This window comes from Modicisalibacter sp. 'Wilcox', assembly GCF_010993675.1.
Lineage (GTDB): Bacteria > Pseudomonadota > Gammaproteobacteria > Pseudomonadales > Halomonadaceae > Modicisalibacter > Modicisalibacter tunisiensis.
Genome location: NZ_WNXF01000015.1, coordinates 1 through 26,519, shown reverse-complemented (window position 1 = coordinate 26,519; position 26,519 = coordinate 1). Strand labels below are relative to the sequence as shown.

At 67.3% G+C, this 26,519-nt stretch carries 20 protein-coding genes and 1 pseudogene; 13 read left to right on the top strand and 8 right to left on the bottom strand.

What is annotated here, in order from left to right; genetic code table 11:
• Nucleotides 1-6: 6 nt before the first annotated feature.
• Entirely contained in the window at nucleotides 7-1,170 is a 1,164-nt protein-coding gene (locus tag G7A98_RS13440; RefSeq protein ID WP_163650196.1) for a hypothetical protein, read from the bottom strand.
• Between the two features lie 342 nt (nucleotides 1,171-1,512).
• Between G7A98_RS13440 and G7A98_RS13435 the strand changes: the two genes are divergently transcribed.
• Nucleotides 1,513-2,400, top strand: a complete 888-nt coding sequence (locus G7A98_RS13435) for a capsular polysaccharide synthesis protein (protein WP_163650195.1) — start codon at nucleotides 1,513-1,515, stop codon at nucleotides 2,398-2,400.
• A gap of 14 nt (nucleotides 2,401-2,414) precedes the next feature.
• Here G7A98_RS13435 and G7A98_RS13430 read toward each other — a convergent pair whose 3' ends face one another.
• Nucleotides 2,415-3,464, bottom strand: coding sequence for a glycosyltransferase (locus G7A98_RS13430; protein ID WP_163650194.1), 1,050 nt, complete (start codon nucleotides 3,462-3,464; stop codon nucleotides 2,415-2,417).
• A 118-nt stretch (nucleotides 3,465-3,582) separates the two neighbouring features.
• Between G7A98_RS13430 and G7A98_RS13425 the strand changes: the two genes are divergently transcribed.
• Both G7A98_RS13425 and G7A98_RS13420 read left to right on the top strand, forming a co-directional pair.
• The gene (locus tag G7A98_RS13425; protein ID WP_163650193.1) at nucleotides 3,583-4,356 is read left to right on the top strand and encodes a glycosyltransferase family 2 protein; all 774 of its coding nucleotides are present in this window, start codon (nucleotides 3,583-3,585) and stop codon (nucleotides 4,354-4,356) included.
• A gap of 74 nt (nucleotides 4,357-4,430) precedes the next feature.
• The gene (locus tag G7A98_RS13420; RefSeq protein WP_163650192.1) at nucleotides 4,431-6,008 is read left to right on the top strand and encodes a sulfatase-like hydrolase/transferase; all 1,578 of its coding nucleotides are present in this window, start codon (nucleotides 4,431-4,433) and stop codon (nucleotides 6,006-6,008) included.
• A gap of 47 nt (nucleotides 6,009-6,055) precedes the next feature.
• Here G7A98_RS13420 and waaF read toward each other — a convergent pair whose 3' ends face one another.
• Nucleotides 6,056-7,099, bottom strand: coding sequence for a lipopolysaccharide heptosyltransferase II (waaF, locus tag G7A98_RS13415; protein WP_163650191.1), 1,044 nt, complete (start codon nucleotides 7,097-7,099; stop codon nucleotides 6,056-6,058).
• Complete coding sequence (gene rfaD / locus G7A98_RS13410; RefSeq protein ID WP_163650190.1) at nucleotides 7,092-8,048, bottom strand: ADP-glyceromanno-heptose 6-epimerase; 957 nt, start codon at nucleotides 8,046-8,048, stop codon at nucleotides 7,092-7,094. The genes waaF and rfaD overlap by 8 nt, the downstream gene beginning before the upstream one ends.
• A gap of 309 nt (nucleotides 8,049-8,357) precedes the next feature.
• Here rfaD and glyQ point away from each other — a divergent pair, with 309 nt between their 5' ends.
• The 5 genes from glyQ (at nucleotide 8,358) to G7A98_RS13385 (ending at nucleotide 15,470) form a co-directional block, all read left to right on the top strand.
• Nucleotides 8,358-9,305 carry a glycine--tRNA ligase subunit alpha gene (gene glyQ / locus G7A98_RS13405; RefSeq protein WP_163650189.1) on the top strand — a complete coding sequence of 316 codons (948 nt, stop codon included), beginning with the start codon at nucleotides 8,358-8,360 and terminating at the stop codon, nucleotides 9,303-9,305.
• Between the two features lie 2 nt (nucleotides 9,306-9,307).
• Nucleotides 9,308-11,374, top strand: a complete 2,067-nt coding sequence (gene glyS / locus G7A98_RS13400) for a glycine--tRNA ligase subunit beta (RefSeq protein ID WP_163650188.1) — start codon at nucleotides 9,308-9,310, stop codon at nucleotides 11,372-11,374.
• 169 nt (nucleotides 11,375-11,543) lie between these two features.
• Nucleotides 11,544-12,110: a D-glycero-beta-D-manno-heptose 1,7-bisphosphate 7-phosphatase gene (gmhB, locus tag G7A98_RS13395; RefSeq protein ID WP_163650187.1), complete on the top strand. Its 567-nt coding sequence runs from the start codon at nucleotides 11,544-11,546 to the stop codon at nucleotides 12,108-12,110.
• 13 nt (nucleotides 12,111-12,123) lie between these two features.
• Nucleotides 12,124-13,002: a LysR family transcriptional regulator gene (locus G7A98_RS13390; protein ID WP_163650186.1), complete on the top strand. Its 879-nt coding sequence runs from the start codon at nucleotides 12,124-12,126 to the stop codon at nucleotides 13,000-13,002.
• A gap of 95 nt (nucleotides 13,003-13,097) precedes the next feature.
• Nucleotides 13,098-15,470 (top strand): FdhF/YdeP family oxidoreductase, encoded by a 2,373-nt coding sequence (locus G7A98_RS13385; protein ID WP_163650185.1) that lies wholly within the window; start codon nucleotides 13,098-13,100, stop codon nucleotides 15,468-15,470.
• A gap of 112 nt (nucleotides 15,471-15,582) precedes the next feature.
• On the opposite strand, the gene gyrB is transcribed toward G7A98_RS13385, so the two are convergent.
• The 4 genes from gyrB to dnaA form a co-directional block, all read right to left on the bottom strand.
• A complete protein-coding gene (gene gyrB, locus G7A98_RS13380) occupies nucleotides 15,583-18,003 on the bottom strand; it encodes a DNA topoisomerase (ATP-hydrolyzing) subunit B (RefSeq protein WP_163650184.1) in 2,421 nt (806 codons plus the stop codon).
• Between the two features lie 19 nt (nucleotides 18,004-18,022).
• Nucleotides 18,023-19,114, bottom strand: a complete 1,092-nt coding sequence (gene recF, locus G7A98_RS13375; RefSeq protein ID WP_163650183.1) for a DNA replication/repair protein RecF — start codon at nucleotides 19,112-19,114, stop codon at nucleotides 18,023-18,025.
• A 46-nt stretch (nucleotides 19,115-19,160) separates the two neighbouring features.
• Nucleotides 19,161-20,264, bottom strand: a complete 1,104-nt coding sequence (gene dnaN, locus G7A98_RS13370; protein ID WP_163650182.1) for a DNA polymerase III subunit beta — start codon at nucleotides 20,262-20,264, stop codon at nucleotides 19,161-19,163.
• 70 nt (nucleotides 20,265-20,334) lie between these two features.
• A complete protein-coding gene (dnaA, locus tag G7A98_RS13365) occupies nucleotides 20,335-21,807 on the bottom strand; it encodes a chromosomal replication initiator protein DnaA (RefSeq protein WP_163650181.1) in 1,473 nt (490 codons plus the stop codon).
• A 594-nt stretch (nucleotides 21,808-22,401) separates the two neighbouring features.
• Here dnaA and rpmH point away from each other — a divergent pair.
• From rpmH to G7A98_RS16745, 5 genes and pseudogenes are all read left to right on the top strand, one after another.
• Nucleotides 22,402-22,536, top strand: coding sequence for a 50S ribosomal protein L34 (rpmH, locus tag G7A98_RS13360; protein ID WP_163650180.1), 135 nt, complete (start codon nucleotides 22,402-22,404; stop codon nucleotides 22,534-22,536).
• A gap of 10 nt (nucleotides 22,537-22,546) precedes the next feature.
• On the top strand, nucleotides 22,547-22,930 hold the full coding sequence (gene rnpA, locus G7A98_RS13355; protein ID WP_163650179.1) for a ribonuclease P protein component: 384 nt from the start codon (nucleotides 22,547-22,549) through the stop codon (nucleotides 22,928-22,930).
• 61 nt (nucleotides 22,931-22,991) lie between these two features.
• A complete protein-coding gene (gene yidC / locus G7A98_RS13350) occupies nucleotides 22,992-24,677 on the top strand; it encodes a membrane protein insertase YidC (RefSeq protein ID WP_163650178.1) in 1,686 nt (561 codons plus the stop codon).
• A gap of 106 nt (nucleotides 24,678-24,783) precedes the next feature.
• Nucleotides 24,784-26,160 (top strand): tRNA uridine-5-carboxymethylaminomethyl(34) synthesis GTPase MnmE, encoded by a 1,377-nt coding sequence (mnmE, locus tag G7A98_RS13345; RefSeq protein ID WP_163650177.1) that lies wholly within the window; start codon nucleotides 24,784-24,786, stop codon nucleotides 26,158-26,160.
• Nucleotides 26,161-26,373: 213 nt separating this feature from the next.
• Nucleotides 26,374-26,519: pseudogene (locus tag G7A98_RS16745) on the top strand (IS481 family transposase); the annotation flags it as partial.

Here is a 26,519-nt window from a genome sequence, read left to right as displayed (position 1 = left end):
CACCTCTCACAGCGCGATTCTTCGCAGGATGCGTGCTTCCGCGTCCAGCGAGCAGGCGGTGTTGACATACACCAGCAGGGGGGCCCTGGACATCAGCATGAGTTCGAAGTAGCGGTCGCGGAACTCGTCGATGGCCTGGGGGGAAAGCTCGCTCTTGCGGCTCATGATCACCTCCGAGGGGGCATCGAGCTGCAGGATGGCGCGCGGCGTGGGCATCCACTGCATTTTCCGCTCGACATGGCCGACATACCGCAAGGATCTGCCGGCAAGGCGCGACCCCGAGATGGCCAGGTCCAGGTAATAGCGATCGACCAGCAGCCTCTTCAGCCATCTCGCCCGGAAGAGCAGCTTCCACCCGGACAACCAGCCGATCCAGAAAAGGTACCCGGCATACCGGTCATCCAGCTGATTCTTGGCAGTCTCCTCGCCCCCGGGACGGCGCCGCAGGATGCCCAGCAGCCCCTTGTAGAGCAGCGATTTCCGGAACACCTTCTTGAAGCGATAATACTGCCATCCGGCAAGACGCTGCTGCAGGAGGCGGATCACCGTGGTCTTTCCCGAGCCATCCGGCCCCACCAGGGCAATGAATCCGCGCCTCCTGAAGCGCTTGCCTCGGGCTCGGCGCACGGCGTTCTTCAACCGGTGGCCGATGCTACGCCTGGTCACCTGCATGTCGGCCAGCCGGGCACCGGCCTCGCCGGCCACCTGCTGGATATCCGCGCCGGCCCGGGAAAGCAGGTCACGAACGTCCGGCTCGACACCCTCGAGGCACCGGTAGTACTCGAGCCTCGCCACGACCTCGGGGTTGTCCGGCTGCTTGTGCTTGGTGCCCAGGTGCGACAGGTAGAACAGCGCCTCGAAGGTCGGCGTCAGCCGCCAGACGCCCTCCGCCTCGACGCAATGGCCCCTGATGGCCGACCAGGGGATATAGGAAAAGCGGGACAGGGCGGCGTGCCGGATATCCAGCTCGTTCCAGATATCGAAGACCACGGCAGCATCCGACTCCGTCGACAGCAGCGTCAGCACATGCTTGGTCGGCTTGCTGCGATCCAGCGAGAAACTCACGCCCGCCTGGCTGCAGACCCCCTGAACGATGCGGTAGAAATGGCGGGTGACTTCATCGGGGACGAGCAGGTCAAAGTCCCCGTGATAAATCGCCGGCTCGCTCATCGGCTTCGGCCGTATCAGGACGACGGGCAGACTGCGGTCCCGGCAGCGCTCGAAAATATGCTTGACAACCGCTAACATGAATATCCTCGTCGATTTCCGACCACCGAAAAGCCACCTTGTCGTCCCGACGACAGTGACTCCTGCCAGCGAGCCCCGCCGTCAATGCCGATTTCCCGATTCAAGAAGTCCCTGAACGCACGCATACGTCGCTGGGCATCGCGACCCGCCTGGCCGGCCTGGCCGAGACGCCGGGTTCAATGGCATCTGGACACCGCAAGACAGATCAACCTGCCCCTTCGTCACGCCCGGGCGGTGGATGAGCAGTCGAAGCGAACGCGGACGATGAGCCATGAACTGACCACGGCCCGGAGCGAATTGGCAACGATGCAGGAAGCGGTTCGCCTGGCGGAACGCGACGCCTCCTCGCACGATATCCCCAGACACATCTGGGTGTTCTGGGAGCAGGGACTGGCCCGGGCACCCGATGTCGTCAGGCTGGGCCTGAGGTCGTGGCAAACCCTGAATCCGGACTATACCATAACCTGTCTTGACGCCGACAGCGTCCAGGATTTCGCGGATTTTCGCAGCATTTTCAAGCTGTTGTCGATCGACATCGGCCCTCCCCACCGGTCCGATTTCATCCGCGCCTACCTGCTGGCCAGGTACGGCGGCATCTGGGTCGACAGCACCACCTTCTGCTGGCAGGCGCTGGACGACTGGCTGCCCGCCCATGCCGAAGAATCGGGATTCTTCGTCTTCTCGCAGCCGGAAACGCGGCAGGATCGCCAGATCAAGAACTGGTTCATTGCCTCCTCGCGGGGCAACCCGATCACCTGCGCCCTCTTCGAGGAACTCGCCGCCTACAATTTCAAGCAGCGCGCCACGACCCTGGCCGTCGTCAGCCCCGGGAAGTATCGGGATATCGCCTTCCCGGGCGCGGATCGTACCGGCCACGGCGTCCTGCAGACGCTGGAGTCGCGGGGGCAGGCACCCTACTTCTACTTCCACTACCTGTTCAACGAAGCCGTCAGCCACGGCAAGGCCCGTTCGCTCTGGCAGTCCTGCGTCAGGGAAGTCGCCCGCCACGCCTCCAGCCAGGGGGCCATCGACGAGGTGTACATCTCCAAGCAATCCTATCGCGGCAAGTACCCCGCCTCGGCGACCTACCGGGAGCGCCGGGCCCGGTTGCTCGAGCGCCTCGACGCTCCCGCGCCCCATCGCACCGCCTGACGGTGCCCGTGCCGTCAGGACCGCACCGCCCGCGTGTAGCAGGCCAGGTAGGCGGCCGCCATCTGACGCGGGCTGAAGGCCTCCGCGCGGCGTCGCCCCCCGGTCGCGAGCTCGCGCCTCAGGGCGTTGTCATCATGGAGTCGCGCCAGGGCCTGCGCCAGGGCCTCGGCGTCACCCGCCTCGACCAGCAGGCCGGTTTCCCCGTCCGTGACCAGATCGGGGATTCCGCCGACGCGGGAGGCGACGACAGGCACCTCGCAGGCCATCACGTCCAGCAGTACCGATCCCAGCCCCTCGTTGCGCGAGGGGAAGGCGAACACGTCGAAACCGGCGATGTAGTCGACGACGTTGTCCTTGAAGCCCAGCCAGAACACGTTGTCCTGATCGCGGGATTCCGCCTGCAGCGCCTCGCCGTCCGCTCCGGCGCCCAGGAACACGAAGGCCATGTCGGGACAGCGTGTCTCGAGCCGGCGAGCCGCTTCCAGCAGCACACGCTGTCCCTTGTGGCGGTCGACCAGCGCCCCGGCGTGGCCGACGAGGAAGAGGCCGGCTTTCCCGCGGCCGGCGAATGACTCGCGGAAGGCCCGCGTCCTGGCCGGATCCGGCACCGGATCGGAATGGGCGCTGGGGATCCGCTCGACCGGCCCCCAGCCACGGGCGACCAGCTGCGCCTGGATGACCCGGGAGATCGCGACCCGACTGGCGGCGTGCCGATAGCTCCAGCGGTTGAGGGGCCTGTCGCCCACCGGCGTGTCCACCCGTCGCGTGATGACATAGGGCACCCGGCGCAGGCACCAGTGCAGCCAGGCCCAGTGGACGGCCTTGGCTTCATGAGCATGCACCACGTCCACCCGGCCGACGGCGCCATACCCCGCCAGCTGATGTTCCGCCGTGACGACGCTCACGCCGCTCGCATCGGCCAGCCTGTCACGCAGCGGCGAGTCCCGCCGACACACCAGGATCTGCTCGAGGTCGTCGCGGGCCGCCAGCGCCTCGATCAGCAGCAGCGTCTGTCGCTCCCCGCCACGAAAGCCCTTGGCCAGATTCACATGCAGGATCTTCAAGACGTTACCCAGCGCGTGTCAGTTGCTATCATCGAAACGCCCCGGCCGGCTCGCCGCCCGGGGCGTTTCCGCATTCCGTCCACGGTCAGCGACCGCCCACGATTCCCGAGACGTCGTCATGCCACCCATCACCGGTATCGTCATCACGCTCAACGAGGCCGACAACATCGTCGACTGCCTGCGCTCGCTCAAGCGGGTGTGCGACGAGCTCATCGTCGTCGACTCGCTCAGCGAGGATAACACGGTCGCCCTGGCCGAGGCGGAAGGCGCCACGGTGATTTCCCAGGCCTACCTGGGGGACGGCCCGCAGAAGGCCCACGGGGTGCCGTTCGCACGCCACGACTGGATCCTGGCGCTGGATGCCGACGAGCGCCTCGATGACGACGCCGTCGCCCTGATCGAGCGCCTGGCGCTCGACGACCCGAACACGGCCTATGCCTTCCGCCGCAAGAACTACGTGGGACGCCACTGGATCCGCGCCGCCGGCTTCTACCCGGACGCCGTGACCCGGCTGTACAACCGCACCACGGCCGGCTATCTGCCCAAGAAGGCGCATTCGTCGGTCCGGGCCCCCCGGGTCGAGCAGACCCGGGCCCACCTGCATCACTTCACCTATACCGACCTGTCCCACTGGATCCGGCGCATCGACGCGCTCTCGACCCGCGACGCCTGGGCGATGAAGGAGAGCGGCGTCGCGCCGTCGGCCGTCCGCCCGACGCTGCATGCCGGCATCGCCGCCCTGCGCAAGTTCCTGCTGAAGGGCGGCATCTTTCAGGGCAGCGACGGCATGCTGGTGACGCTGACCACGGCCTTTCGCACCTACATGAAGTACGCCAAGCTCAACGAGCTCCACGAGAACGAGACGACGCCCCCCGCCGGCGATGCGCCGTGACCCTGCCGCGCCGTTATGACAGCCGGGCGACGCGCTTGCTAACCTGAACGGCATTGCCTGAAAGGATTCTCGCGATGTCGATTCGATTGCCGGCCCGCCGCTGGTGGGCGCTGGGCTATCTGGGGCTGTGCATCGGTTACACGGCGACCACGGTGCTGGCCCTGCGCCATGCATGGACGCTGGCGGCCCTGCTGCTGTGGCTGGGCCTGGCCTGGCTGTTCCGCTGGGGCGACCCGCCCCATGCCCGCCGGGTCGCGAACGCCCGGCCCTGGTCGCTGCTGCCGCTGGCGTTGTGGTGGATCTACCTGTACCTGGCCGACACCTTCGGCAAGGTCGATGTCGGCGCGGTGGTCTTCCACCTCCAGGCCGGCATCGGCGAGAACGGCAGCGGCGAGCGCATCATCGCCGCCGTGGTCTACACCCTGGCCGGGCTGGTGATGCTGGCCGCCGTCACCTGGCTGGTCCGCGCGGATCACCGCTGGCGCCTGCTGGAACGGCCGCTGGTGCTCTTCCTACTGGCCTTCAACCCGCTGCTGTTCGGCCTCACCCTGCAGGGGGCCTCGATCGTCGCCGACGACGGCGCCTGGCTGGAGCGCCGCTACACGCCGCCGCGCCTCGCCGCGAGCCCCGCCGACCCGCCCGACCTGATCTACCTCTACCTGGAAAGCACCGAGGCCACCTATGCGGACCGCGCGCGCTTCGGCGACGCCTATGCCGACCTGCGCGCGCTCGGCGAGTCGGGACTGGTCTTCCACGGCATCCGCCAGCTCGACAACACCGGCTGGACCATGGCGGGGATGATCGCCAGCCAGTGCGGCACCCCGCTGATGCCGGCCGGGCTGATGCACGACAGCCAGTTCGAGCCATTGGAGCATGTGGTGCCGGGCATCGACTGCCTGGGCGACCTGCTCGCCGACCAAGGGTATCGCCTGACCTTCATGGGGGGCGCGAGCAACCAGTTCGCCGGCAAGGGGCTCTACTATCGCGAGCACGGCTTCGATACCGTGCTCGGCCGCGACACCCTGCGCCGGCGCCTGGCCGACCCCGACTACCTCAACAGCTGGGGGCTCTACGACGACTCGCTGCTCGACCTGGCCACCGAACGGATCCGCGAGATGAAGGCGCAGCCGCAGCCCTTCGGCCTGTTCGCCATCACCCTGGCCGCCCATCCGCCCTACGGCCACCCCGCCCGCGCCTGCCGCGAGCGTCAGGGGACGTTCGACGGCGAGGACATCCTCTACTCGGTGAAGTGCACCGGCTGGCTGGCGCGCCGCTTCGTCGAGCGGCTGCGCCGCGAGGGACTGCTCGACGATACCCTGGTGGTGGTGGCCAGCGACCACCTGTCGATGAAGAATTCCGCCTGGCAGTCGCTGATCGCCGGCCCCCGGGAGAACACCCTGATGCTGTTCGGCGACGGCATCCGCCCGGGTACGGTTCGTCGTGAAGCCTCGATGGTCGACGTGCTGCCCACCCTGCTCGAGGCGATGGGCTTCACGTTGCCCACCCATCGCGCCGGCCTGGGCGCCTCGCTGCTGTCGCCGGCCCGCACCCTGGTCGAGCGCCACGGTGTCGAGCCGCTCAACGAGCGCCTGCGTGCGGAGCGGGCCCTGCAGCGACGGCTGTGGCAGACCCCGTCGACAGAGTCCCCGTGAGGGCGACGCGCGGTGCCGGCCACGTCCGGCGATGGCCGCCATGACGATCAGCCCTGGCGGGCGATCGTCCGGCTGTCGCCGGTGATGGCCCGGAGCAGGCGCTCGGGCCGGATATGATTGAGGCAGTTGGTATGACCCAGCGGGCAGGTGCGCTGGAAACAGGGCGAGCAGTCCAGCGCCAGGTAGTGGATCTCGGCGTTGTCGGTGAGCGGCGGCGTGTAGGCGGGCGACGACGAGCCGTAGACCGCCTGGATCCGGGTGCCGACGGCGGCGGCGACATGCATCAGGCCGGAGTCGTTGGTCACCACCTGCTCGCAGGCGGCCAGCAGGTCCACGGCGTCGACGAGCCGAGTCCGGCCGCAGAGGTTGACGACGTGGTCGAGCCCCTGAGCGATGGCGTCGCCATCCTCGGCATCCTTGGGGCCGCCCAGCACCCACACGGCATGGCCCGCCGCGGTCAGCGACGCGGCGAGTTCGCGGAAATACGCAAGCGGCCACTGCTTGGCGGGCCCGTATTCGGCGCCCGGCATCAGGCCGATGGCCGGCCGCTCCCCCAGCGCCAGGGTCGCGCGCAGCCGCTGCTGGTTGTCGGGGTCGACCCGCAGCCGGGGAGCGGGGATCGGGAAGTCACCCGTTCCGGCCTCGGCGGCCTCACGCCCCAGCGACACGAAGCGCTTGACGGTCTGGTCGAGCACGCGCTTGTCGAGCTTGCGACGCTCGGTGAGCAGCACCACGCGCTGTTCGCCGGTGAAGCCGACACGCTCGGGGATCCGCGCCAGAAACGGCACCAGCGCCGACTTCCACGAACGCGGCAGGACGATCGCCCGGTCGAAGCGCCCCTTCAGCGAACGGGCCACGGCGCGACGCGTCTGCCAGCCGAACTCGCCGTGACCGACATCGAGGGCGATCGCCTCGTCGACCTCGGGCATGCGCTCGAGGATCGGCAGCGACCAGCCCGGCGCCACTACGCCGAGGTAGGCCCCGGGGTGACGCTGCTTGAGGGTCATGAACAGGCTCTGCGCCATCACCATGTCGCCGACCCAGGACGGGCCGACGACCAGCAGGCGCGGTGCGTGAGTCGCGTCAGTCATTCAACTGGTCCAGATAGGCCCGCACGCCCTCGCGCACGGTCTTGAACTCGGCCGTGTAGCCGGCCTCGCGCAGGCGCGTGATGTCGGCACGGGTGTAGCTCTGGTAGCGGCCCTTGAGCCCCTCGGGGAAGTCGATGTACTCGATCTCGCCCTTGCCGTAGTAGTCGATCACCGTCTCGGCGATCGCCTTGAAGGGCTCGGCCCGGCCGGTCCCCAGGTTGAAGATGCCGGACACCTCGGGATGATCGAGGCACCACAGGTTGACGTCGACCACATCGCCCACGTAGACGAAGTCGCGGCTCTGCATGCCGGCCTCGTAGCCGTCCCAGGCGCCGAACAGCTTGGGATTCTCGCCCGCCTGGACCTGCGTATGGTGATGAAACGCGACGCTGGCCATCTTGCCCTTGTGCTGCTCGCGGGGGCCATAGACGTTGAAGTAACGAAACCCCACCACCTGGCTGGTGAAGTCGTCCCAGCGGGCCCGCACGTACTGATCGAACAGCAGCTTGGAGTAGCCGTAGACGTTGAGCGGCTTCTCGTGCTCCGGCGCCTCGACGAACACTTCGCTGCCGCCGTAGGTGGCCGCCGACGACGCATAGAGGAAGGGGATGCGCTTGTGCTGGCAGTAGTGCAGCAGCACCTTGGAATACTCGAAGTTGTTGTCGAGCATGAACCTGCCGTCCCACTCGGTGGTGTCCGAGCAGGCGCCCTCGTGGAAGATCGCCTCGATGGGCGGCAGGCCGGCGGGCTCGCCGCGCAGCTCGGCCTTCACCCGGGCCAGGAAGTCGTCCTTGTCGAGGTAGTCCCCCAGGGTGCAGTCGGCCAGATTGACGAACTGGGTGCCGTCCGTCAGATCGTCGACCACCAGCACGTCGTCGTGGCCGCGCGCGTTGAGCGCCTTCACCAGATTGGCGCCGATGAAGCCGGCGCCGCCCGTCACTACGATCATTTCAGCAGTCCTCTGTGGCATGAGCTGTCCCGCGCGAACCGTCCAGCTCGGTCAGGGCTATCGCGGAAAGCGGTATCCTTGTCCCTCAGGGCTGATCCGTCGGCAGACCTGCGAGGAGGCGCTATGAACCCGTCCTTGGGCGCTACCGACGCCATCCATGGCGTCGAACCTCCTCTTCGGTCTGCCCCCGGCGCCCCTCGCCATGAACCACGGGATGGCTCTGGCAATTCGGCACGGTGCCTATAACCGATTAACCGCTAATTGTATACTTGGCGGTTCGTGAATTCATGGGCCAACGGTGACCCTCAAATGACACAGTCGACGCCAGACGTGACAACCTTTCAGGGCCTGATCCTGGCCCTGCAGCAGTACTGGGCCGAGCAGGGCTGCGTGATCATGCAGCCGCTGGACATGGAGGTCGGGGCCGGCACCTTCCACCCGGCCACCTTCCTGCGCTCGATCGGCCCCGAGACCTGGAACGCCGCCTACGTGCAGCCCTCGCGTCGCCCCACCGACGGGCGCTACGGCGAGAACCCCAACCGCCTGCAGCACTACTACCAGTTCCAGGTGGTGATGAAACCCTCCCCGGCCGACCTGCAGGCGCTGTATCTCGGCTCGCTCGAGCGCCTGGGCCTCGACCCGCTGGTCCACGACATCCGCTTCGTCGAGGACAACTGGGAGTCCCCCACCCTCGGCGCCTGGGGGCTGGGCTGGGAAGTCTGGCTCAACGGCATGGAAGTCACCCAGTTCACCTACTTCCAGCAGGCCGGCGGCATCGAGTGCTACCCGGTCACCGGCGAACTGACCTACGGCCTGGAACGCATCGCCATGTACCTGCAGGACGTCGACAGCGTCTACGACCTGGTGTGGACGCTCGCCCCCGACGGCACCCGGGTCACCTACGGCGACGTCTACCTGCAGAACGAGAAGGAACAGTCGACCTACAACTTCGAGCACGCCGACGTGCCGGCGCTGTTCGCCAGCTTCGACCACCTCGAGAGCGAGTGCAGCAAGCTGATCGCGGCCAACCTGCCGCTGCCGGCCTACGAGATGGTCCTCAAGGCCTCGCACACCTTCAACCTGCTGGACGCCCGTCACGCCATCTCGGTCACCGAGCGTCAGCGCTACATCCTGCGCGTGCGCACCATGGCCCGTGACGTCGCCCACGCCTATTACGAATCCCGCAAGGCGGCCGGCTTCCCCATGGCGCCGGAGGCCCTTCGCCGCGAACTGCTAGCCGAACAGGGAGACGCTTGAGCATGGCTTCCAATACCCTACTGGTCGAACTGGGCGTCGAGGAACTGCCGCCGGGTGCCATCGATGCCCTGGCCGACGGCCTGGCCGACGGCCTCGTCGCCGGGCTGCGCGAGGCGGAAGTCGCCTTCGGCGAGGTCCGGGCCTACGCCACCCCGCGCCGCCTGGCCGTGCAGATTCGCGAGCTGGCCGACAAGCAGCCCGACCGCGAGATCGAGCGTCGCGGCCCGGCACTGGCCGCCGCCTTCAAGGACGGCCAACCGACCCGGGCCGCCGAGGGCTTCGCGCGCTCCTGCGGCGTCACGGTGGATGAGCTGATCCACCTGGAAACCGACAAGGGCACCTGGCTGGGCCACCGCCACGAACAGCCGGGCGAGGCAGTCACCGCCCTGCTGCCGGCGATTCTCGAGCGCGCCGTCGCCGGCCTGCCGGTGCCCAAGAACATGCGCTGGGGCGCCTCGCGCATCGAGTTCTCGCGCCCCGTGCACTGGCTGGTCACGCTCTACGGCAGCGACGTGGTCGCGACCGAGGTGCTGGGCCTGGCGGCCGGCCGCGAGACGCGGGGGCATCGTTTCCATGCGCCGGCACCCCTGAGCCTGGCCCACGCCGACGACTACCTCTCGGTTCTCGAGGATGCCTGGGTGCTGGCCGATCGCCGGGTGCGCCGCGAGCGCATCCGCGAGCAGGTGCTGTCCGAGGCCGAGGTCCAGGAAGCCACCGCGGTCATCGACCCGGCGCTGCTCGACGAGGTCAGCGGCCTGGTCGAATGGCCGGTGGCGCTGACCGGCAGCTTCGACGAGCGCTTCCTCGAGGTACCGGCGGAATGCCTGATCTCGTCGATGAAGGCCAACCAGAAGTACTTCCACCTGCTCGATGCCGACGGCCGTCTCAAGCCGCTGTTCATCACCATCGCGAACATCGACAGCCGCGATCCGCAGCAGGTCATCGAGGGCAACGAGAAGGTGATCCGCCCGCGTCTGGCCGACGCCGCCTTCTTCTACGAGACCGATCTGCGCCACAGCCTGGCCTCGCGCCGCGAGGGGCTGGGCAGCGTGGTCTTCCAGCAGCAGCTGGGCACGCTGGCCGACAAGGCCGATCGCAGCGAGGCGACGGCCCGCTTCATCGCCGAGCGCATCGCCGGCGACGCCGAGCATGCCGGGCGCGCCGCCCAGCTGGCCAAGTGCGACCTGGTCAGCGAGATGGTCCTCGAGTTCCCCGAACTGCAGGGCATCATGGGCTGCTACTATGCGCGCCACGACGGCGAGCCCGAGGAGGTCGCCCAGGCGCTGCACGAGCAGTACCTGCCGCGCTTCGCCAGCGACGCCGTACCGGCCACCAAGACGGGGCTGGCCCTGGCGCTGGCCGATCGGCTCGACACCCTGACCGGCATCTTCGGCATCGGGCAGCGCCCCACCGGCGCCAAGGACCCGTTCGCCCTGCGCCGCGCGGCGATCGGCGTGCTCAACATCCTGATCAAGGCCGAGCTCGACCTGGACCTGCGCGAGCTGCTCTGGGAGGCCGCCGCCCAGCACCGCCACCTGCCCCAGGCCGAGGGGCTGGTCGACACGGTGCTCGAGTACATGCTCGACCGCTTCCGGGCCTGGACCCAGGACGAAGGCATCCCCGTCGAGGTCTACCTCGCCGTGCGCTCGCGCCCGGTCACCCGGCCGCTGGATTTCGCCCGGCGCATCCACGCCGTCAGCGCCTTCAGCCATCGCGAGGAAGCCGCCGCCCTGGCCGCCGCCAACAAGCGTGTGTCCAACATCCTCGCCAAGCAGGCCGACGACGTCGCCGAGCAGGTCGATGCCGCCCTGCTGGAATCCGACGCCGAGCGCGCCCTGGCCGAGGCCCTGGCCGCCCGGCGGCGCGAGGTCGCGCCGCTGCTCGCCGAGGCCCGCTACAGCGAGGCCCTCGATGCCCTGGCGGCACTGCGCGAGCCGGTGGATACCTTCTTCGACGAGGTGATGGTCATGGCCGACGATCAAGCGGTACGTCGCAACCGCCTGGCGCTGCTGGCCGACCTGCAGGGTCTGTTCCACGAGGTCGCCGACATCGCCGAACTGCCGCAGTAAGTATTACGGCTCAGCTGCAACATGAAGCGCCGGTGCCGATGCGCCGGCGTTTTTCATGGGTGGCCCGATGTTTCACGTGAAACATCACCCCGCCTCTCAGGGCCCGGCCCTCCCCGTTGTTTCACGTGAAACACCCGCCTACACTGGCCTTTTGCGTCAGGTGCGCCCCATGACCGACAAGCTCGTCATCCTCGATCGCGACGGCGTCATCAATCACGACTCCGACGCCTACATCAAGTCGGCCGACGAATTCCGGCCCTACCCGCAGGCCGTCGACGCCATCGTCCGGCTCTGCCACGCCGGCTTTCAGGTGGCCATGGCCACCAACCAGTCGGGGCTCGCCCGCGGCTACTTCGACCGGGCCACGCTGGAGGCCATGCACTGCCGGCTGCAGCAGCGCCTCGCCGAGCGCGGCGCCAGGCTCGCCCACATCGCCGTCTGCCCGCACGGTCCCGACGCCGACTGCACCTGTCGCAAGCCCCGCCCCGGCCTGCTGGAAGACATTCGCCACTCGCTCGGCCTGCGCTCGCTGAAGGGCGCCTGGATGGTCGGCGACAGCCTGCGCGACATCGAGGCCGGCCGCGCCGCGGGGTGCCGGGTCGCTCTGGTGCGCACCGGCAAGGGCCGACGGACCCTCGAGCAGCATGCCGAGGCGCTCGCCGACGTGCCCGTGCACGACGACCTCGCGGCCTTCGTCGAGGCCCTGCTGACCGGCCGCGCCGGCCAGTCGTGCTGATCCCGGAATACGCATGGACCATCGCCAGCTGACCTTCCTGGTCGCCCTTGCCCGGGAACGGCACTTCGGCCGCGCCGCCGAGGCCTGTCACGTCACGCAGCCGACCCTCTCGGCCCGCCTGCAGCAGCTCGAGGAGGAGCTGGGCACGCCGCTGATCCGGCGCAGCCGCCGCTTCGAGGGGCTGACGCCCGAGGGTGAACGGGTGCTCGCCCACGCCCATCGCATCCTCGACGAATTCGATGCCCTGCGCGCCGACGTCGGCCCCGACACCGCGCCCTGCGGCTGCCTGAGCCTGGGGGTGATCCCGTCGGCGCTGTATGCCCTCGATGCACGGCTGCCGGCGCTGCGCGACGCCTTTCCCCGCCTGCGCCTGCAAGTGCGCGAACTGGCCACGCCGGCCCTCGCCCAGGGGCTGGAGGACGGGTCTCTGGACCTGGTGCTGGGCTACACCGACGCCCCGGCCATGGCCGGCTATGCGCACCGCGAGTTCTACCGCGAGCAACCCGCCCTGATCGCCTCGCCGGCCCATTTCACGCTGCCCGAGGCACCTCGCTGGCAGGCGCTCGACCGGTGGTCACTGTGCCTGCTGACCCCGGAGATGGAGCATCGCAAGCGGCTCGAGGCCCGGCTGGCCGCCCACGGCGTCGCGGTGACGCCGGTCGTCGAGGCCAATTCGATCGCCACCCTGGAAGCCATGCTGCACGCTGGCGTCGGCGTCAGCGTGCTGCCGGCCCATTTCGTCGAGCGCGTCACCGGCCGGACGCCGCTGATCGCTCGCCGTCTGCCGGGCGACGGGGATCGCGTCGGCCTGCTGTGGCACGCCACCCGCGCGCCGAGTCGTCGGCTTCAGGCCGCCCTGTCGCTGTGGCAGTCCGACGCCGAGCCGAGATGATCGGTGGCGTCTATCGACTCATCCGCCGTAACAATTGGTCGCCGTGGCGGGATCGCCGTAAGCTCAGAGGCTGAATCGACTGCCGGAGCTTGCCCATGAGCGACTCGTCCCTGCCGAGCGACGACCCCCTTCCCCAGGTCGACCCGCGAAAGACCCGCGCTCCGCGCATCGCGCCCTACCCCGGCCCCGCCGGCGGCTGGGGCGCGCTGAAGAGCGTCGGCCGCCATCTGCTGCACAACCGGTCGCCGTTCACGGGCAGCCGCTCCCTGCTGGCCACCAATCAGCCCGACGGATTCGACTGCCCCGGCTGCGCCTGGGGCGATCCCGACCACCAGTCCTCCTTCGAGTTCTGCGAGAACGGCGTCAAGGCCGTGGCCTGGGAGACCACCGCCAGGCGGGTCACCCGGCGCTTCTTCACGCAGCACACGGTCAGCGAGATGCGCGGCTGGGACGACTTCCGCCTCGAGGATCAGGGCCGGCTCACCGAACCGATGCGCTACGACGCGGCCGACGATCGCTACCATCCCATCGACTGGGAGGACGCCTTCGCCCTGATCGCCGAGCACCTCGCCGCCATCGCTCCCGACCGCGCGCTGTTCTATACCTCCGGCCGGGCCAGCAACGAGGCGGCCTACCTCTACCAGCTGTTCGCCCGGGTCTACGGCACCAACAACCTGCCGGACTGCTCCAACATGTGCCACGAGGCCAGCGGGCTGGGCATGACGGCCAGTCTCGGCGTCGGCAAGGGCACGGTGTCGCTGGAGGACTTCGAGCACGCCGATGCCATTTTCGTGTTCGGCCAGAACCCCGGCACCAACCACCCGCGCATGCTCGGTGACCTGCGTCGTGCCGCCGAGCGCGGCGCGGCGATCGTCACCTTCAACCCGCTGCGCGAACGGGGGCTGGAGCGCTTCGCCGACCCGCAGAACACCCGCGAGATGCTGCGCGGCGGCAGCCACCGCATCAGCTCGCACTACTTCCAGCCCAAGCTGGGCGGCGACATGGCCGCGGTACGCGGCATCGCCAAGGCGCTGTTCGCGATGATCGACGACGGCGACTACACGCCCGACCGGGCCTTCCTCGACGACCTGACCGAGGGCCTGGACGCCTGGCGCAACCGGGTGGCAGCCACCGACTGGTCGCGCATCGAGGCCCAGTCCGGCCTGAGCCGCGACGCGCTCACCCGCGCCGCGACGGTCTATGCGCAGTCCCGGCGCGTCATCGCCACCTGGGCGATGGGCATCACTCAGCACGTGCATTCGGTCGACACCGTGCGCGAGATCGTCAACCTGCTGCTGCTGGGCGGTCACATGGGCCGTGAAGGCGCCGGACCGTGTCCGGTTCGCGGCCATTCCAATGTCCAGGGCAACCGCACCGTGGGCATCGACGAGAAGGCCCCCGGCTGGCTGATCGACGCCCTCGAGGCTCGCTACGGTCTGCCCCTGCCGCGCCGCCCGGGACACAACACGGTGTCGGCGATCGCCGCCCTGGAACGGGGCGAGGCGAACGTATTCATCGCCCTCGGTGGCAACTTCGCCCGCGCAACGCCGGACACTCCGCGCACCGAGGCGGCACTGGGCCGGACCCGGCTCAACGTGCAGATCAGCACCAAGCTCAATCGCAGCCACCTGATGATCGGCGAGGAGGCACTGATCCTGCCCTGCCTGGGACGCAGCGAGTTCGATCGTCAGGGGCCAGACGGCGACGTGCAGGCGGTCAGCGTCGAGGATTCCATGTCGATGGTGCACGCCAGCCGGGGGCGCATGGAGCCGGCCTCGGCGGCGCTGCGCTCGGAGCCGGCGATCGTCGCCGGCATCGCCGAAGCGACCCTCGCCCTCACACGTACCCTGCGTGAGGCGACCGGCCAAGCCCTCGACTGGCGGGACTGGATCGACGACTACGACCGTATCCGCGCAGAAATCGAAGCGGTGATTCCCGGCTTCGAGGCGTTCAACGCCCGTCTGCGTCGGCATCGGGGGTTCGCCCTCGACAACCCGGCCCGGCAGCGGCGCTTCGTCACGCCATCGGGCAAGGCGGTCTTCTCGAACGCCGAGCTGCCCGACGCGGTGATGCACCAGCGGCTTCATGAGCTCCGCGACGCCGGCTGGCTGACGCTGCAGACCCTGCGCAGTCACGACCAGTACAACACCACGGTCTACGGTTACGACGATCGCTATCGGGGCGTTCACGGCCAGCGCCGGGTGCTGTTCATCAACGCCGAGGACCTCGAGCGCCTGGGACTGCGTGATGGCGACTGGGTGGACCTGGTGGGCGAATCGCATGGAGATCGCGAACGCCGGGCGGACGCCTTCCGCCTGGTCAGCTACGCCATTCCGGCCGGCTGCTGTGCGGCCTACTACCCCGAGACCAACCCGCTGGTGCCGCTGGAAAGCGTCGGCATCGGCTCCGACACGCCGACCTCCAAGGCGGTAGCGATCCGGCTCGAGCCCAGCCGCCGCCTCGCCTGACGACATCGCCAACCGTACTTACGAAAACGCCCCGGCCGAAGCTTTCGACCGGGGCGTCTTGTCGGCGGCCTGTTTCACGTGAAACATGCCGACGAGTGGTGGACTCTCGGGATCAGACGTCGAGGTTGGCGACCAGCGCGTTCTTCTCGATGAAGTCCCGACGCGGCTCCACCTCATCCCCCATCAGGGTGTTGAACATCATGTCCGCGGCCACCGCGTCCTCGATGGAAACGCGCAGCATGCGCCGGGTCTCGGGGTCCATGGTGGTTTCCCACAGCTGCTCGGGGTTCATCTCGCCCAGCCCCTTGTAGCGCTGGATCGAGAAGCCGCGCTGGGCCTCGCTCATCAACCACTCGAGCGCCTCGTAGAAGGTGGTCACGACACGACTGCGTTCGCCGCGCGCCACATGGGCGCCCTCGCCCAGCAGGCCATTGAGCGTCTCGCCCAGCGCCGCCAGCTTGCGATAGTCGATGCTGCGGAAGAAGTCCGCCCCCCACAGGTAGTCGGTAGTGACGCCGTGTGCCGTCAGTGCCACGCCGGGCAGCAGGAAGCCCCGTTCGCTGTCCTCGTGCAGCTGGAAGACATAGCGCGGGCCGCCTTCGTAGTCAACCAGGGCATCCATCTCCGTCTGCAGGAAGGCGATCCAGTTTTCCATGGTGACGCGATCGCGCAGGCTTTCCTCGCCGTCGAGCGTCGCGGCGTGAACAATCTTGCGCAGCACCTCGCTGGGATACACCTTGGACAGCCGGTCGATGCGCTTCATCACGTCGCGGTACTGGGTCACCAGCGCCTCGAGGCGCTCGCCGCTGATGCCCGGGGCGTCGGCGTTGACGTGCAGACTGGCACCGTCCAGCGCGGTGGTGGTCAGATAGTCGAGCAGCGCCTGCTCGTCCTTCAGGTACATCTCCTGCTTGCCGCGCTTGATCTTGTACAGCGGCGGCTGGGCGATGAACACATGGCCGCGCTCGATCAGCTCGGGCATCTGACGGAAGAAGAATGTCAGCAGCAGCGTGCGGATGTGCGAGCCGTCGACGTCGGCATCGGTCATGATGATGATCGAGTGGTAGCGCAGCTTGTCCGGGTTGAACTCCTCACGCCCGATGCCGCAGCCCAGCGCGGTGATCAGGGTGCCGACCTCCGCCGAGGAAAGCATCTTGTCGAAGCGCGCCTTCTCGACGTTGAGGATCTTGCCCTTGAGCGGCAGGATCGCCTGGGTCCGGCGATCGCGGCCCTGCTTGGCGCTGCCGCCCGCCGAGTCGCCCTCCACGAGATACAGCTCGGACAGGCTCGGGTCCTTCTCCTGGCAGTCGGCCAGCTTGCCGGGCAGCCCGGCGATGTCCAGCGCTCCCTTGCGGCGCGTCATCTCGCGGGCCTTGCGCGCCGCCTCGCGGGCACGGGCGGCGTCGATCATCTTGTTGACGATCGACTTGGCCTCGTTGGGACGCTCGACCAGGTAGTCGGAAAACTCGCGGCCCAGCTCCTGCTCCACCGCCGTCTTCACCTCGGAGGAAACCAGCTTGTCCTTGGTCTGCGAGGAGAACTTGGGATCCGGCACCTTGACCGAGATGATCGCCGTCAGCCCCTCGCGGGCGTCATCGCCAGAGGTGCTGACCTTGGCCTTCTTGCTCAGCCCTTCCGCCTCGATGTAGTGGTTGAGGGTCCGGGTCAGGGCCGCGCGGAAGCCGGCCAGGTGGGTGCCGCCGTCGCGCTGGGGGATGTTGTTGGTGTAGCAGAAGATGTTCTCGGCGAAGGTGTCGTTCCACTGCATCGCGACCTCGACGGCGATGCCGTCGGGACGCTGGGCCTCGAAATGGAACACCGGATTGAGCGTGCTCTTGTTGGTGTTCAGGTGGTCGACAAAGGCCCTGAGGCCGCCCTCGTAGTGAAAAAGCTCTTCCTTGCCGCTGCGCTCGTCGGTCAGGCGGATGGCCACGCCGGAATTCAAAAACGACAGTTCGCGCAGGCGGCGGGCGAGGATGTCGTAGTGAAATTCGATGTTGGCGAAGGTCTCGCCGGACGGCCGGAAGTGCACCCGCGAGCCGCTCTGCTGTGTCTCGCCCACCACCGCCAGTGGCGCATCCGGCACGCCGTGATGGTAGAGCTGCTCGTGCACCTTGCCGGCACGCCAGATGGTCAGCTTGAGCTCCTCGGACAGGGCGTTGACCACCGATACCCCGACCCCGTGGAGCCCACCGGAGACCTTGTAGGAGTTGTCGTCGAACTTGCCGCCGGCATGCAGCACGGTCATGATGACTTCCGCGGCGGAAACCCCCTCCTCGCTGTGGATGTCGGTGGGAATCCCGCGGCCGTTGTCGCTGACCGTGACCGACTCATCGGGATGGATGATCACGCGGATCTCGCTGCAGTAGCCCGCCAGCGCTTCGTCGATGGAGTTGTCCACCAACTCGAACACCATATGATGCAGGCCGGTGCCGTCATCGGTGTCGCCGATGTACATGCCGGGCCGCTTGCGCACGGCATCCAGCCCCTTGAGGACCTTGATGCTCGATGAGTCGTAAGCCTGTTCGCTCATTGACTACTCCGTCGTGAAGTCATGTTCCGTGTGCTGTCAGTCGGCCCTGTTTCACGTGAAACATCGCCATGGCCGTGCCCGGTTGCCACGCCTCCACCAGCGCATCGGGATCGACGCTGGTGATGAAGACCTGGCACTGCATGCGTGCCAGCCAGTGGCAGAAGAGGCGGCGATGGGCGGCGTCCAGCTCGGCCGGCAGGTCGTCGATCAGGTAGACGCAGGTCCGTCCCGTGCACTGCTCGAGCAGCCGCCCCTGAGCCAGCTTCAGCGCGCTGACCACGAGCTTCTGCTGCCCTCGGGAGAGCACTTCGACCGCCGGGCGGCGGTCGACCCGGATGCGCAGGTCGGCGCGCTGCGGTCCCTGCTGGGTGAAGCCCATCTGCCGATCCGTCGTCCGGCCCTGCGCGAGCAGCTCGGCGAGATCGCGCTGGCGATCCCAGCCGCGGTGGTAGCGCAGCAACAGGCCCGGCAGGGGCAGCAGCTCGGCCAGCGTGGCCTCGAAGACCGGCAGGAAGTCCGCCATGTAGGCACTGCGCAGCGCATCCAGCCGCTCGCTCCAGTGCACCAGCTCCCGTTCCCAGACGGCCAGCGACTGGGCGTCCATTCTATCATGCCTGAGCAGGGCGTTCCGATGTTTCAGTGCCCGGCGCATGCGCCGCCAGGCCTCGAGAAAGTCATGTTTCACGTGAAACACGCCCCAGTCGAGAAACTCGCGACGCGCCGCCGGCGAACCTTCCAGAAGACGGAAGGCATCGGGGTTGATCAGCTGCAGGGGCAGCGCTTCGACGAGCTGGGCGACCCGCCCCACCCGCTCACCGGCCATGCGCATCTCCAGTTCCGCCTGCTGGCGGTGACGCCGCACCCCCAGGGGCACGGGCGGATCGCCCGCCAGCCGCCCGTGCAGGGTGACGCTGTCATGGTCGTGATGGATGGCGTGCTTGAGCTGCTGAGTGCGAAACGAACGGCCCATGCCGAGGATGTGAATACCCTCGAGCAGGCTGGTCTTGCCGCTGCCGTTGTCGCCGCTGATCAGGTTGACGGTGGCCGAGGGTCGCATCTCCAGCGACGCCAGATTGCGCAGGCCCTGAAACGAGAGGCGATCGAGAGGCATGGGGGATTCCGGGAGCGCCCGGAGGCGCTCCGTCGCGGTGGGAAAATTACAGGCGCATGGGCATGACGACGTAGAGGGCGTCGCCGCCGCCGGGCTCTTCCATGATGGCGCTGCTGTTGGGATCGGACAGGGTCATCTGCATGCGCTCGTTGTCCAGCGCGTTGAGCACGTCGATCAGGTAGCCGACGTTGAAGCCGATCTCCATGGCATTGCCGTCGTACTCGATGGCCACGTTCTCCTCGGCTTCCTCCTGCTCCGGGTTGTTGGCCAGCACGCGCAGGTTGCCCTCCTCGAGGTTGAGGCGCACACCGCGATACTTCTCGTTGGAGAGGATCGAGGTCCGCGAGAGCACCTGGCGCAGCTCGGCGCGATCGGCGATGAAGGTCTTGTCGCCGCCGCGCGGGATGACCCGCTCGTAGTCGGGGAACTTGCCGTCCACCAGCTTGGAGGTGAAGGTGAACTCGCCGGTGTGGGCGCGCACGTGGTTGGCGCCCAGCGTCAGATTGACCGGCTCGTCGCTGCCGTCGAGCAGCCGCGACAGCTCGAGCACGCCCTTGCGCGGCACGATCAGCTTCTGGGCCGGCTCGACGTCGATCTCGGCGCTGCGCGTGCACATGGCCAGGCGATGGCCGTCGGTGGCGACCGTGCGCACCAGATGATGGCCGAACTCCAGCAGCATGCCGTTGAGGTAGTAGCGCACGTCCTGCTGGGCCATGGCGAAGCCGGTGGCGTCGATCAGGTGCTTGAGCGTGCCCCGCGACAGGCTCAGCTCCTGGCTGGCCTGGCCGTCCTCGATGTTGGGGAACTCGGCCACCGGCAGCGTGGAGAGCGTGAAGCGCGAACGCCCGGCACGCAGGATCGCGCGCCCGTCCTCCAGCGAGAAGGTGATCTCGGACTGCTCGGGCAGCGACTTGCAGATGTCCATCAGCTTGCGCGCGGGGACCGTCGCCGAGCCCGGCTCGTCGACCTGGCTGGGCTCGGCGCGGCCGATCAGCTCCACCTCGAGGTCGGTGCCGGTCAGGGCCAGACGGGCGTCCTGCACCTCGATCAGCACGTTGGACAGCACCGGCAGCGTCTGGCGGCGCTCGACGACGCCGGCCACCAGCGACAGCGGGCGCAGCAGGGCTTCGCGGGCGATGGAAAATTTCATGAGGGCTCCACTCTTGTCCTGAATATCAAGGCGATGTTCGTGCCGCCGGTTCGGCGGGATGTGCGTCGTCTCAGCTGGTCAGCAGGCGCAGCAGGTTCTTGTAGTCCTCGCGGATGTCGGCGCTCTCTTCCTGCAGGGCCTGCACCTTGCGGCAGGCGTGCAGCACGGTGGTGTGGTCGCGGCCGCCGAAGGCATCGCCGATTTCCGGCAGGCTGTGATTGGTGAGTTCCTTGGCCAGCGCCATCGCCACCTGACGCGGCCGGGCCACGGAGCGCGAGCGCCGCTTGGAGAGCAGATCCGCCACCTTGATCTTGTAGTACTCGGCCACGGTGCGCTGGATGTTGTCCACCCCGACCTGCTTGTCCTGCAGCGCCAGCAGATCCTTGAGCGACTCGCGGATGAAGTCCTGGGTGATCGGCTTGCCCATGAAGTGCGAGTCGGCGATCACCTTCTTCAGCGCGCCCTCGAGCTCGCGGACGTTGGAGCGGATCTTCTGGGCGATGAAGAAGGCCGCGTCGTGCGGCAGATCGACCTTGGCCTGGTCGGCCTTCTTCATCAGGATCGCCACCCGCGTCTCCAGCTCCGGCGGCTCGATCGCCACGGTCAGCCCCCAGCCGAAGCGCGACTTGAGACGCTCCTCGACCCCGCTGATCTCCTTCGGGTAGCGATCCGAGGTCAGGATCATCTGCTGACCGCCCTCGAGCAGCGCATTGAAGGTGTGGAAGAACTCCTCCTGGGAGCGCTCCTTGCCGGCGAAGAACTGGATGTCGTCGATCAGCAGGGCGTCGACGCTGCGGTAGAAGCGCTTGAAGTCGTTGATGGCGTTGAGCTGCAGCGCCTTGACCATGTCGGCGACGAAACGCTCGGAATGCAGGTAGACCACCCGGGCGTTGTCGCGCTGCATGGCCAGCTGATTGCCCACCGCATGCATCAGGTGCGTCTTGCCGAGCCCCACCCCGCCGTACAGGAACAGCGGATTGTAGGCGCCGCCGGGATTCTCCGAGACCTGCCGCGAAGCCGCGCGGGCCAGCTGGTTGGACTTGCCCTCGACGAAGGTGTCGAAGGTGAAGTTGGGATTGAGGCCGCTCTGGTGCTTGAGGCTGCCCTCCACCTGGACCTGGCGCTCGCCGTTCGCGCCGCCGCGGCGCGCGGACTCCTCGCGCAGCGTCTCGATCTCCTGCTCGTCGGCGTAGTCGCCCCGCGGCGGGGTCTGCACCGCCGGCGCCGCGGGCTGGCGAAAGCGGCTGGCCGACACCGGGTTGCCGAGATCCCGGGGCTGGGGGCTGGGCGCGGCACGCCGGCTGCCCACCGCCAGCGCCACCTTGGGCGGCTTGGCCGGTGCCAGTTCACGCAGCAGCTCGTTGATGCGCTTCAGGTACTTGTCGCTGACCCAATCGCGCACGAAGCGGTTAGGCGCCAGCAAGGTAAGCTCGTTGGACGCCGTATCTTCCGCCTGCAAGGGGCGAATCCAGGTGTTGAACTGCTGCGAGTTCAGCTCGTCCTGCAGGTAGTCCAGACATTGTTGCCAAAGAGCGACCGACACGCGTGAGACCCATCCCGATTTGCGAATGACCGAGCATTGTAGCGTTCTCGAGACGAGTTATCCACACGCCGGGCAGCGGCGAACGCGCTGTGGAAAACTCGGGTACGAACGAGTGGATGCAACGGGTACCTTTCGGGTACAAGCGAGGGGTCGTGGATAATCCGCTATTTCATCCACAGGCTCGTGACACGAGACTCACCGCTTCCCAAGCGGCTGTGCACAGATTCGTCAAATACCCACTTGACTGATTTTTCAAGCAATAAATGCTTTATCCACAAAAACTATCCCCAATAGTAATAACAACATCAATCAAGAAACCCAATGATTATAGTAAGGCCGGCCGTCACGGCGGAAGCGATGATCCGTCGACGGTCTTCGCTCGGATGGCGCCTGGTGGACTTCACCGGAGACAGGCCATGGCGGGCCGAACCGCCGGGCGTTGAAAGAACCCGTTGTGGATAATCGCGCGCAGAAATTGCACGTGGCTGGCGAATTCACTAGAATTTCCCGCCTTGAGCCAAATCCGTCCCGCTGCCCCGTCTGGGGAGGGGGGACAACTGTCACTTCCAATCCACCACGTGGGAATTCAACGTCATGAAACGCACCTTTCAACCCAGCGTTCTCAAGCGCAAGCGTGCGCACGGCTTCCGTGCTCGCATGGCCACCAAGAATGGCCGTCAGGTTCTGGCACGTCGTCGTGCCAAGGGTCGCAAGCGTCTGAGCGCTTGATCGGCCGCGAATGTCCTGTCAGGGCTTTCCCCGGCAACTGCGCCTGCTGACTGCCGGGGACTATCGATACGTCTTCGATCGCGCCACGTACAAGGTTCACGCCAGGGGCATCCTGGTTCTCGCCAGAGCCAATGCACTGGGGCATCCCCGTGTCGGCCTGGTGGTGAGCAAGAAGAATGTCCGTCGCGCCGTTGATCGCAATCGTCTCAAGCGCCTCGTGCGCGAATCCATCCGACTCCGGCAGCATCGCCTGCCCGCCGTGGATATCGTGGTCCTCGCCCGTCGCGGCGTCAGCGACCTGGATAACCCCACGCTGCACCGCCAGCTGCACGGCCTGTGGCGACGCCTGGAAAAGGAGGTTCGCAAGCAGGCGGCGGTCGCCTCGCCCTCCTGACCGGAACAGCGTGCTGGCCGAGTCGCCAGAGTGATCCAACTTCCCATCGGGCAGATCCCTAATGGACGTAAAACGACTGTTACTCGTGATTCCGCTCGCGGTTCTTGCCTACCTGCTGGTCATCCAGTGGAATCAGGACTACGGGCAGACCCCTGCCGAAACCCCCTCGCCCTCGTTCAGCAGCAGCGGTCAGTCGGCCGCCGGCGATGACGGCAGCCAGCCCGCCGACGCGCAGAGCCTGGCCGCCCCCGCCGGCAAGTCGGGAGGCAACGCCAGCCCGACGATGGCGGACAATGCCGCCGCCGACAATCGGCGCAGCCTGATCGACGTGAAGACCGACGTGCTCGATGTGCGCATCGACCCGCGGGGCGGCGACATCGTCTATGCGGCGCTTCCGCAGCACAAGATGAGCCGCGACGCCGAGCATCCCTTCGTCCTGCTTTCCGACGGCCGCACCCGCAGCTATGTCGCCAAGTCCGGACTCCAGCTCGAGGGCCACAAGGGGCGCATCGCCTTCACCCCGGAAAAGACCCGGTACACCCTCGCCCAGGGCGAGAAGTCGCTGACCGTCGACCTCAAGGCCACCGTCAATGGCGTCGACGTCATCAAGCGCCTGGTCTTCGACCGCGACAGCTATGCCGTCAAGGTCAGCTACCACCTGGCCAACCAGAGCGAAACCCCTGTCACGGCCCGCTTCATCGGCCAGCTCGCCCGCGACAACAGCCCCGACCCGTCCACCAGCGGCGGCATGGGCATGAGCTCGTACCTGGGCGCGGCCTACTCCTCGCCGGACAATCACTACGAAAAGGTCGGCTTCGACGCGATCAAGAACGGCGAGTTCAATAACCGTGACGTCGAGGGTGGCTGGGTCGCGATCATCCAGCACTACTTCACCTCCGCCTGGGTGCCCGCCCAGAACCAGCAGAACCTCTACTATGCGACCACCGACTCCCGGGATCGCAACGTGGTGGCCTTTGCTGGGCCGACCCAGAGTGTGGCCCCCGGCGGCGAAACCGACCTGAGCGCCACCCTCTACATGGGCCCCAAGGTTCAGGAGCGCCTGGCCGCCGTGGCCCCCAACCTGGAACTCACCGTCGATTTCGGCTGGCTGTGGTTCCTGGCCAACCCGCTGTTCTGGCTGCTGGAGAAGATCCACAGCGTGCTCGGCAACTGGGGCTGGTCCATCGTCCTGCTGACGGTCATCGTCAAGACCGTGCTGTTCCCGCTGTCCGCCAAGGCCTACAAGTCGATGGCCAAGATGCGCAAGCTCGGCCCCGAGATGCAGCGCATTAAGGAACGCTTCGGCGACGATCGCCAGAAGATGTCGCAGGAGATGATGAAGTTCTACCAGAAGGAGAAGATCAATCCGCTGGGGGGCTGCCTGCCGATCGTCATCCAGATGCCGGTGTTCATCGCACTGTACTGGATGCTCAAGGAGTCCGTGGAACTGCGCCACGCGCCGTTCATGCTGTGGATCAACGACCTGTCGATGAAGGACCCGTACTTCGTGCTGCCGCTGCTGATGGGGCTGAGCATGTGGGTCCAGCAGTCGCTCAACCCGGCGCCGCCCGATCCCACCCAGGCGAAGATCATGAAGATGCTGCCGATCGTCTTCACCTTCTTCTTCATGTGGTTCCCGGCCGGCCTGGTGATCTACTGGATCGTCAACAACAGCCTGTCGATCCTTCAGCAGTGGGTGATCACCCGCAAGATCGTCGGCGACACCGCCCCCGCCAAGGGCAAGTAGCGCGTCTCCGGCAATCCGCTGCACCAGACCCCCGCCCTCGTGCGGGGGTCTGGCGTTTCAGCCCCGGATGACGACAATGGTCTCCACCCTTCAAAGAGCCAGCACCATGCCCGAAACGCCACTCTACACGCCGGATACCATCGCCGCCCTGGCCACGCCGCCGGGACGCGGCGGTGTCGGGATCATCCGGGTCTCGGGGCCGGCCTGCCGGGCGATCGCCGAAGCGGTGATCGGCCACTGCCCGGCCCCGCGTCACGCCCGCTACGGCACCTTCCTGGGCGCCGAGGGGCAGGTCATCGACGAAGGCATCGCCCTGTTCTTCCCCGGGCCGTACTCCTTCACCGGCGAGGACGTGCTCGAGCTGCAGGGCCACGGCGGCCCGGTACTCATGGACATGCTGCTCGAGCGCTGCGTGACGCTGGGCGCCCGCCTGGCGCGTCCCGGCGAGTTTTCCGAGCGCGCCTTCCTCAACGACAAGCTCGACCTGGCCCAGGCCGAGGCCATCGCCGACCTGATCGACGCCAGCTCCCGCGCCGCCGCCGAGAACGCCCTGCGCTCGCTGCAGGGCGCCTTCTCCGAGCGGGTCGCCGCCCTGGTCGACTCGCTCATCGAGCTGCGCATGTACGTCGAGGCGGCCATCGACTTCCCCGAGGAGGAGATCGACTTCCTCGCCGACGGCCACGTCGCCGGCAAGCTCGCCGCCATCCGCGACGCGCTGGAGACCGTGCGCCGCTCGGCGAGCCAGGGCGCGCTGCTGCGCGAGGGCATGAACGTGGTGATCGCCGGGCGTCCCAACGCCGGCAAGTCCAGCCTGCTCAACGCCCTGACCGAGCAGGACACGGCGATCGTCACCGACATCGCCGGCACCACCCGCGACGTGCTGCGCGAGCACATCCACCTCGACGGCATGCCGCTGCACGTGATCGACACCGCCGGGCTGCGCGACACCCCCGACGCCGTGGAGCGCATCGGTGTCCAGCGCGCCTGGGAGGAGATCGAGAAGGCCGACCGCGTGCTGCTGCTGGTCGACGCCGCCACCACGCAGGCCACCGACCCCATGGCCATCTGGCCGGAGTTCGTCTCGCGGCTGGCCGATCCCGGGCGGCTAACGCTGGTGCGCAACAAGATCGACACCCTCGGCGAGGCCGCCGGGATCGACTTGTCCACAACCCCGCCGGTCATTCGCCTGTCGGCAAAGACCGGTGCGGGTGTGGATAACCTGAAGGATCACCTCAAGTCGGTGATGGGCTACTCGGCCACCACCGAGGGACGCTTCTCGGCACGGCGGCGCCATCTCGATGCCCTCGAGCGGGCCGGGGAAGCGCTCGACAACGGCGCCGCCCAGCTCGAGGGCATGGGCGCCGGCGAGCTGCTGGCGGAGGACCTGCGCGCCGCCCAGCAGGCACTCGGCGAGATCACCGGCGAATTCAGCGCCGACGACCTGCTGGGCAAGATCTTCGGCGAGTTCTGCATCGGGAAGTGAACCTCATTCTGAAGTGGTAAAGCCCCGTGAAACCTATCAAAACATATCAAAATAACTTATTGTTTTCTAAGGACAATATTCGCTTTTACCTCAAAAACCTTTTTCCCGCGTTTTCTTCTAATTGTAGGGTCCCGGATGATCAAATGAGTTATAGGAGTTATCCTCTGCTGGCAGCCAGAGAGCTTCTACAGCAATTCATTCGGGAGCCGATTCATGGACATCAAGCTGCATAAGCAGGCCACGACAACACCGAAGATCCGGTCCGAGATCCAGGCGGCGCCCTCCAGCATCACGGATAGCGAGCTGGCTCGCCAGTATGGCGTCTCCCCCGCGACGATCCGGCGCTGGCGGTACCGTGA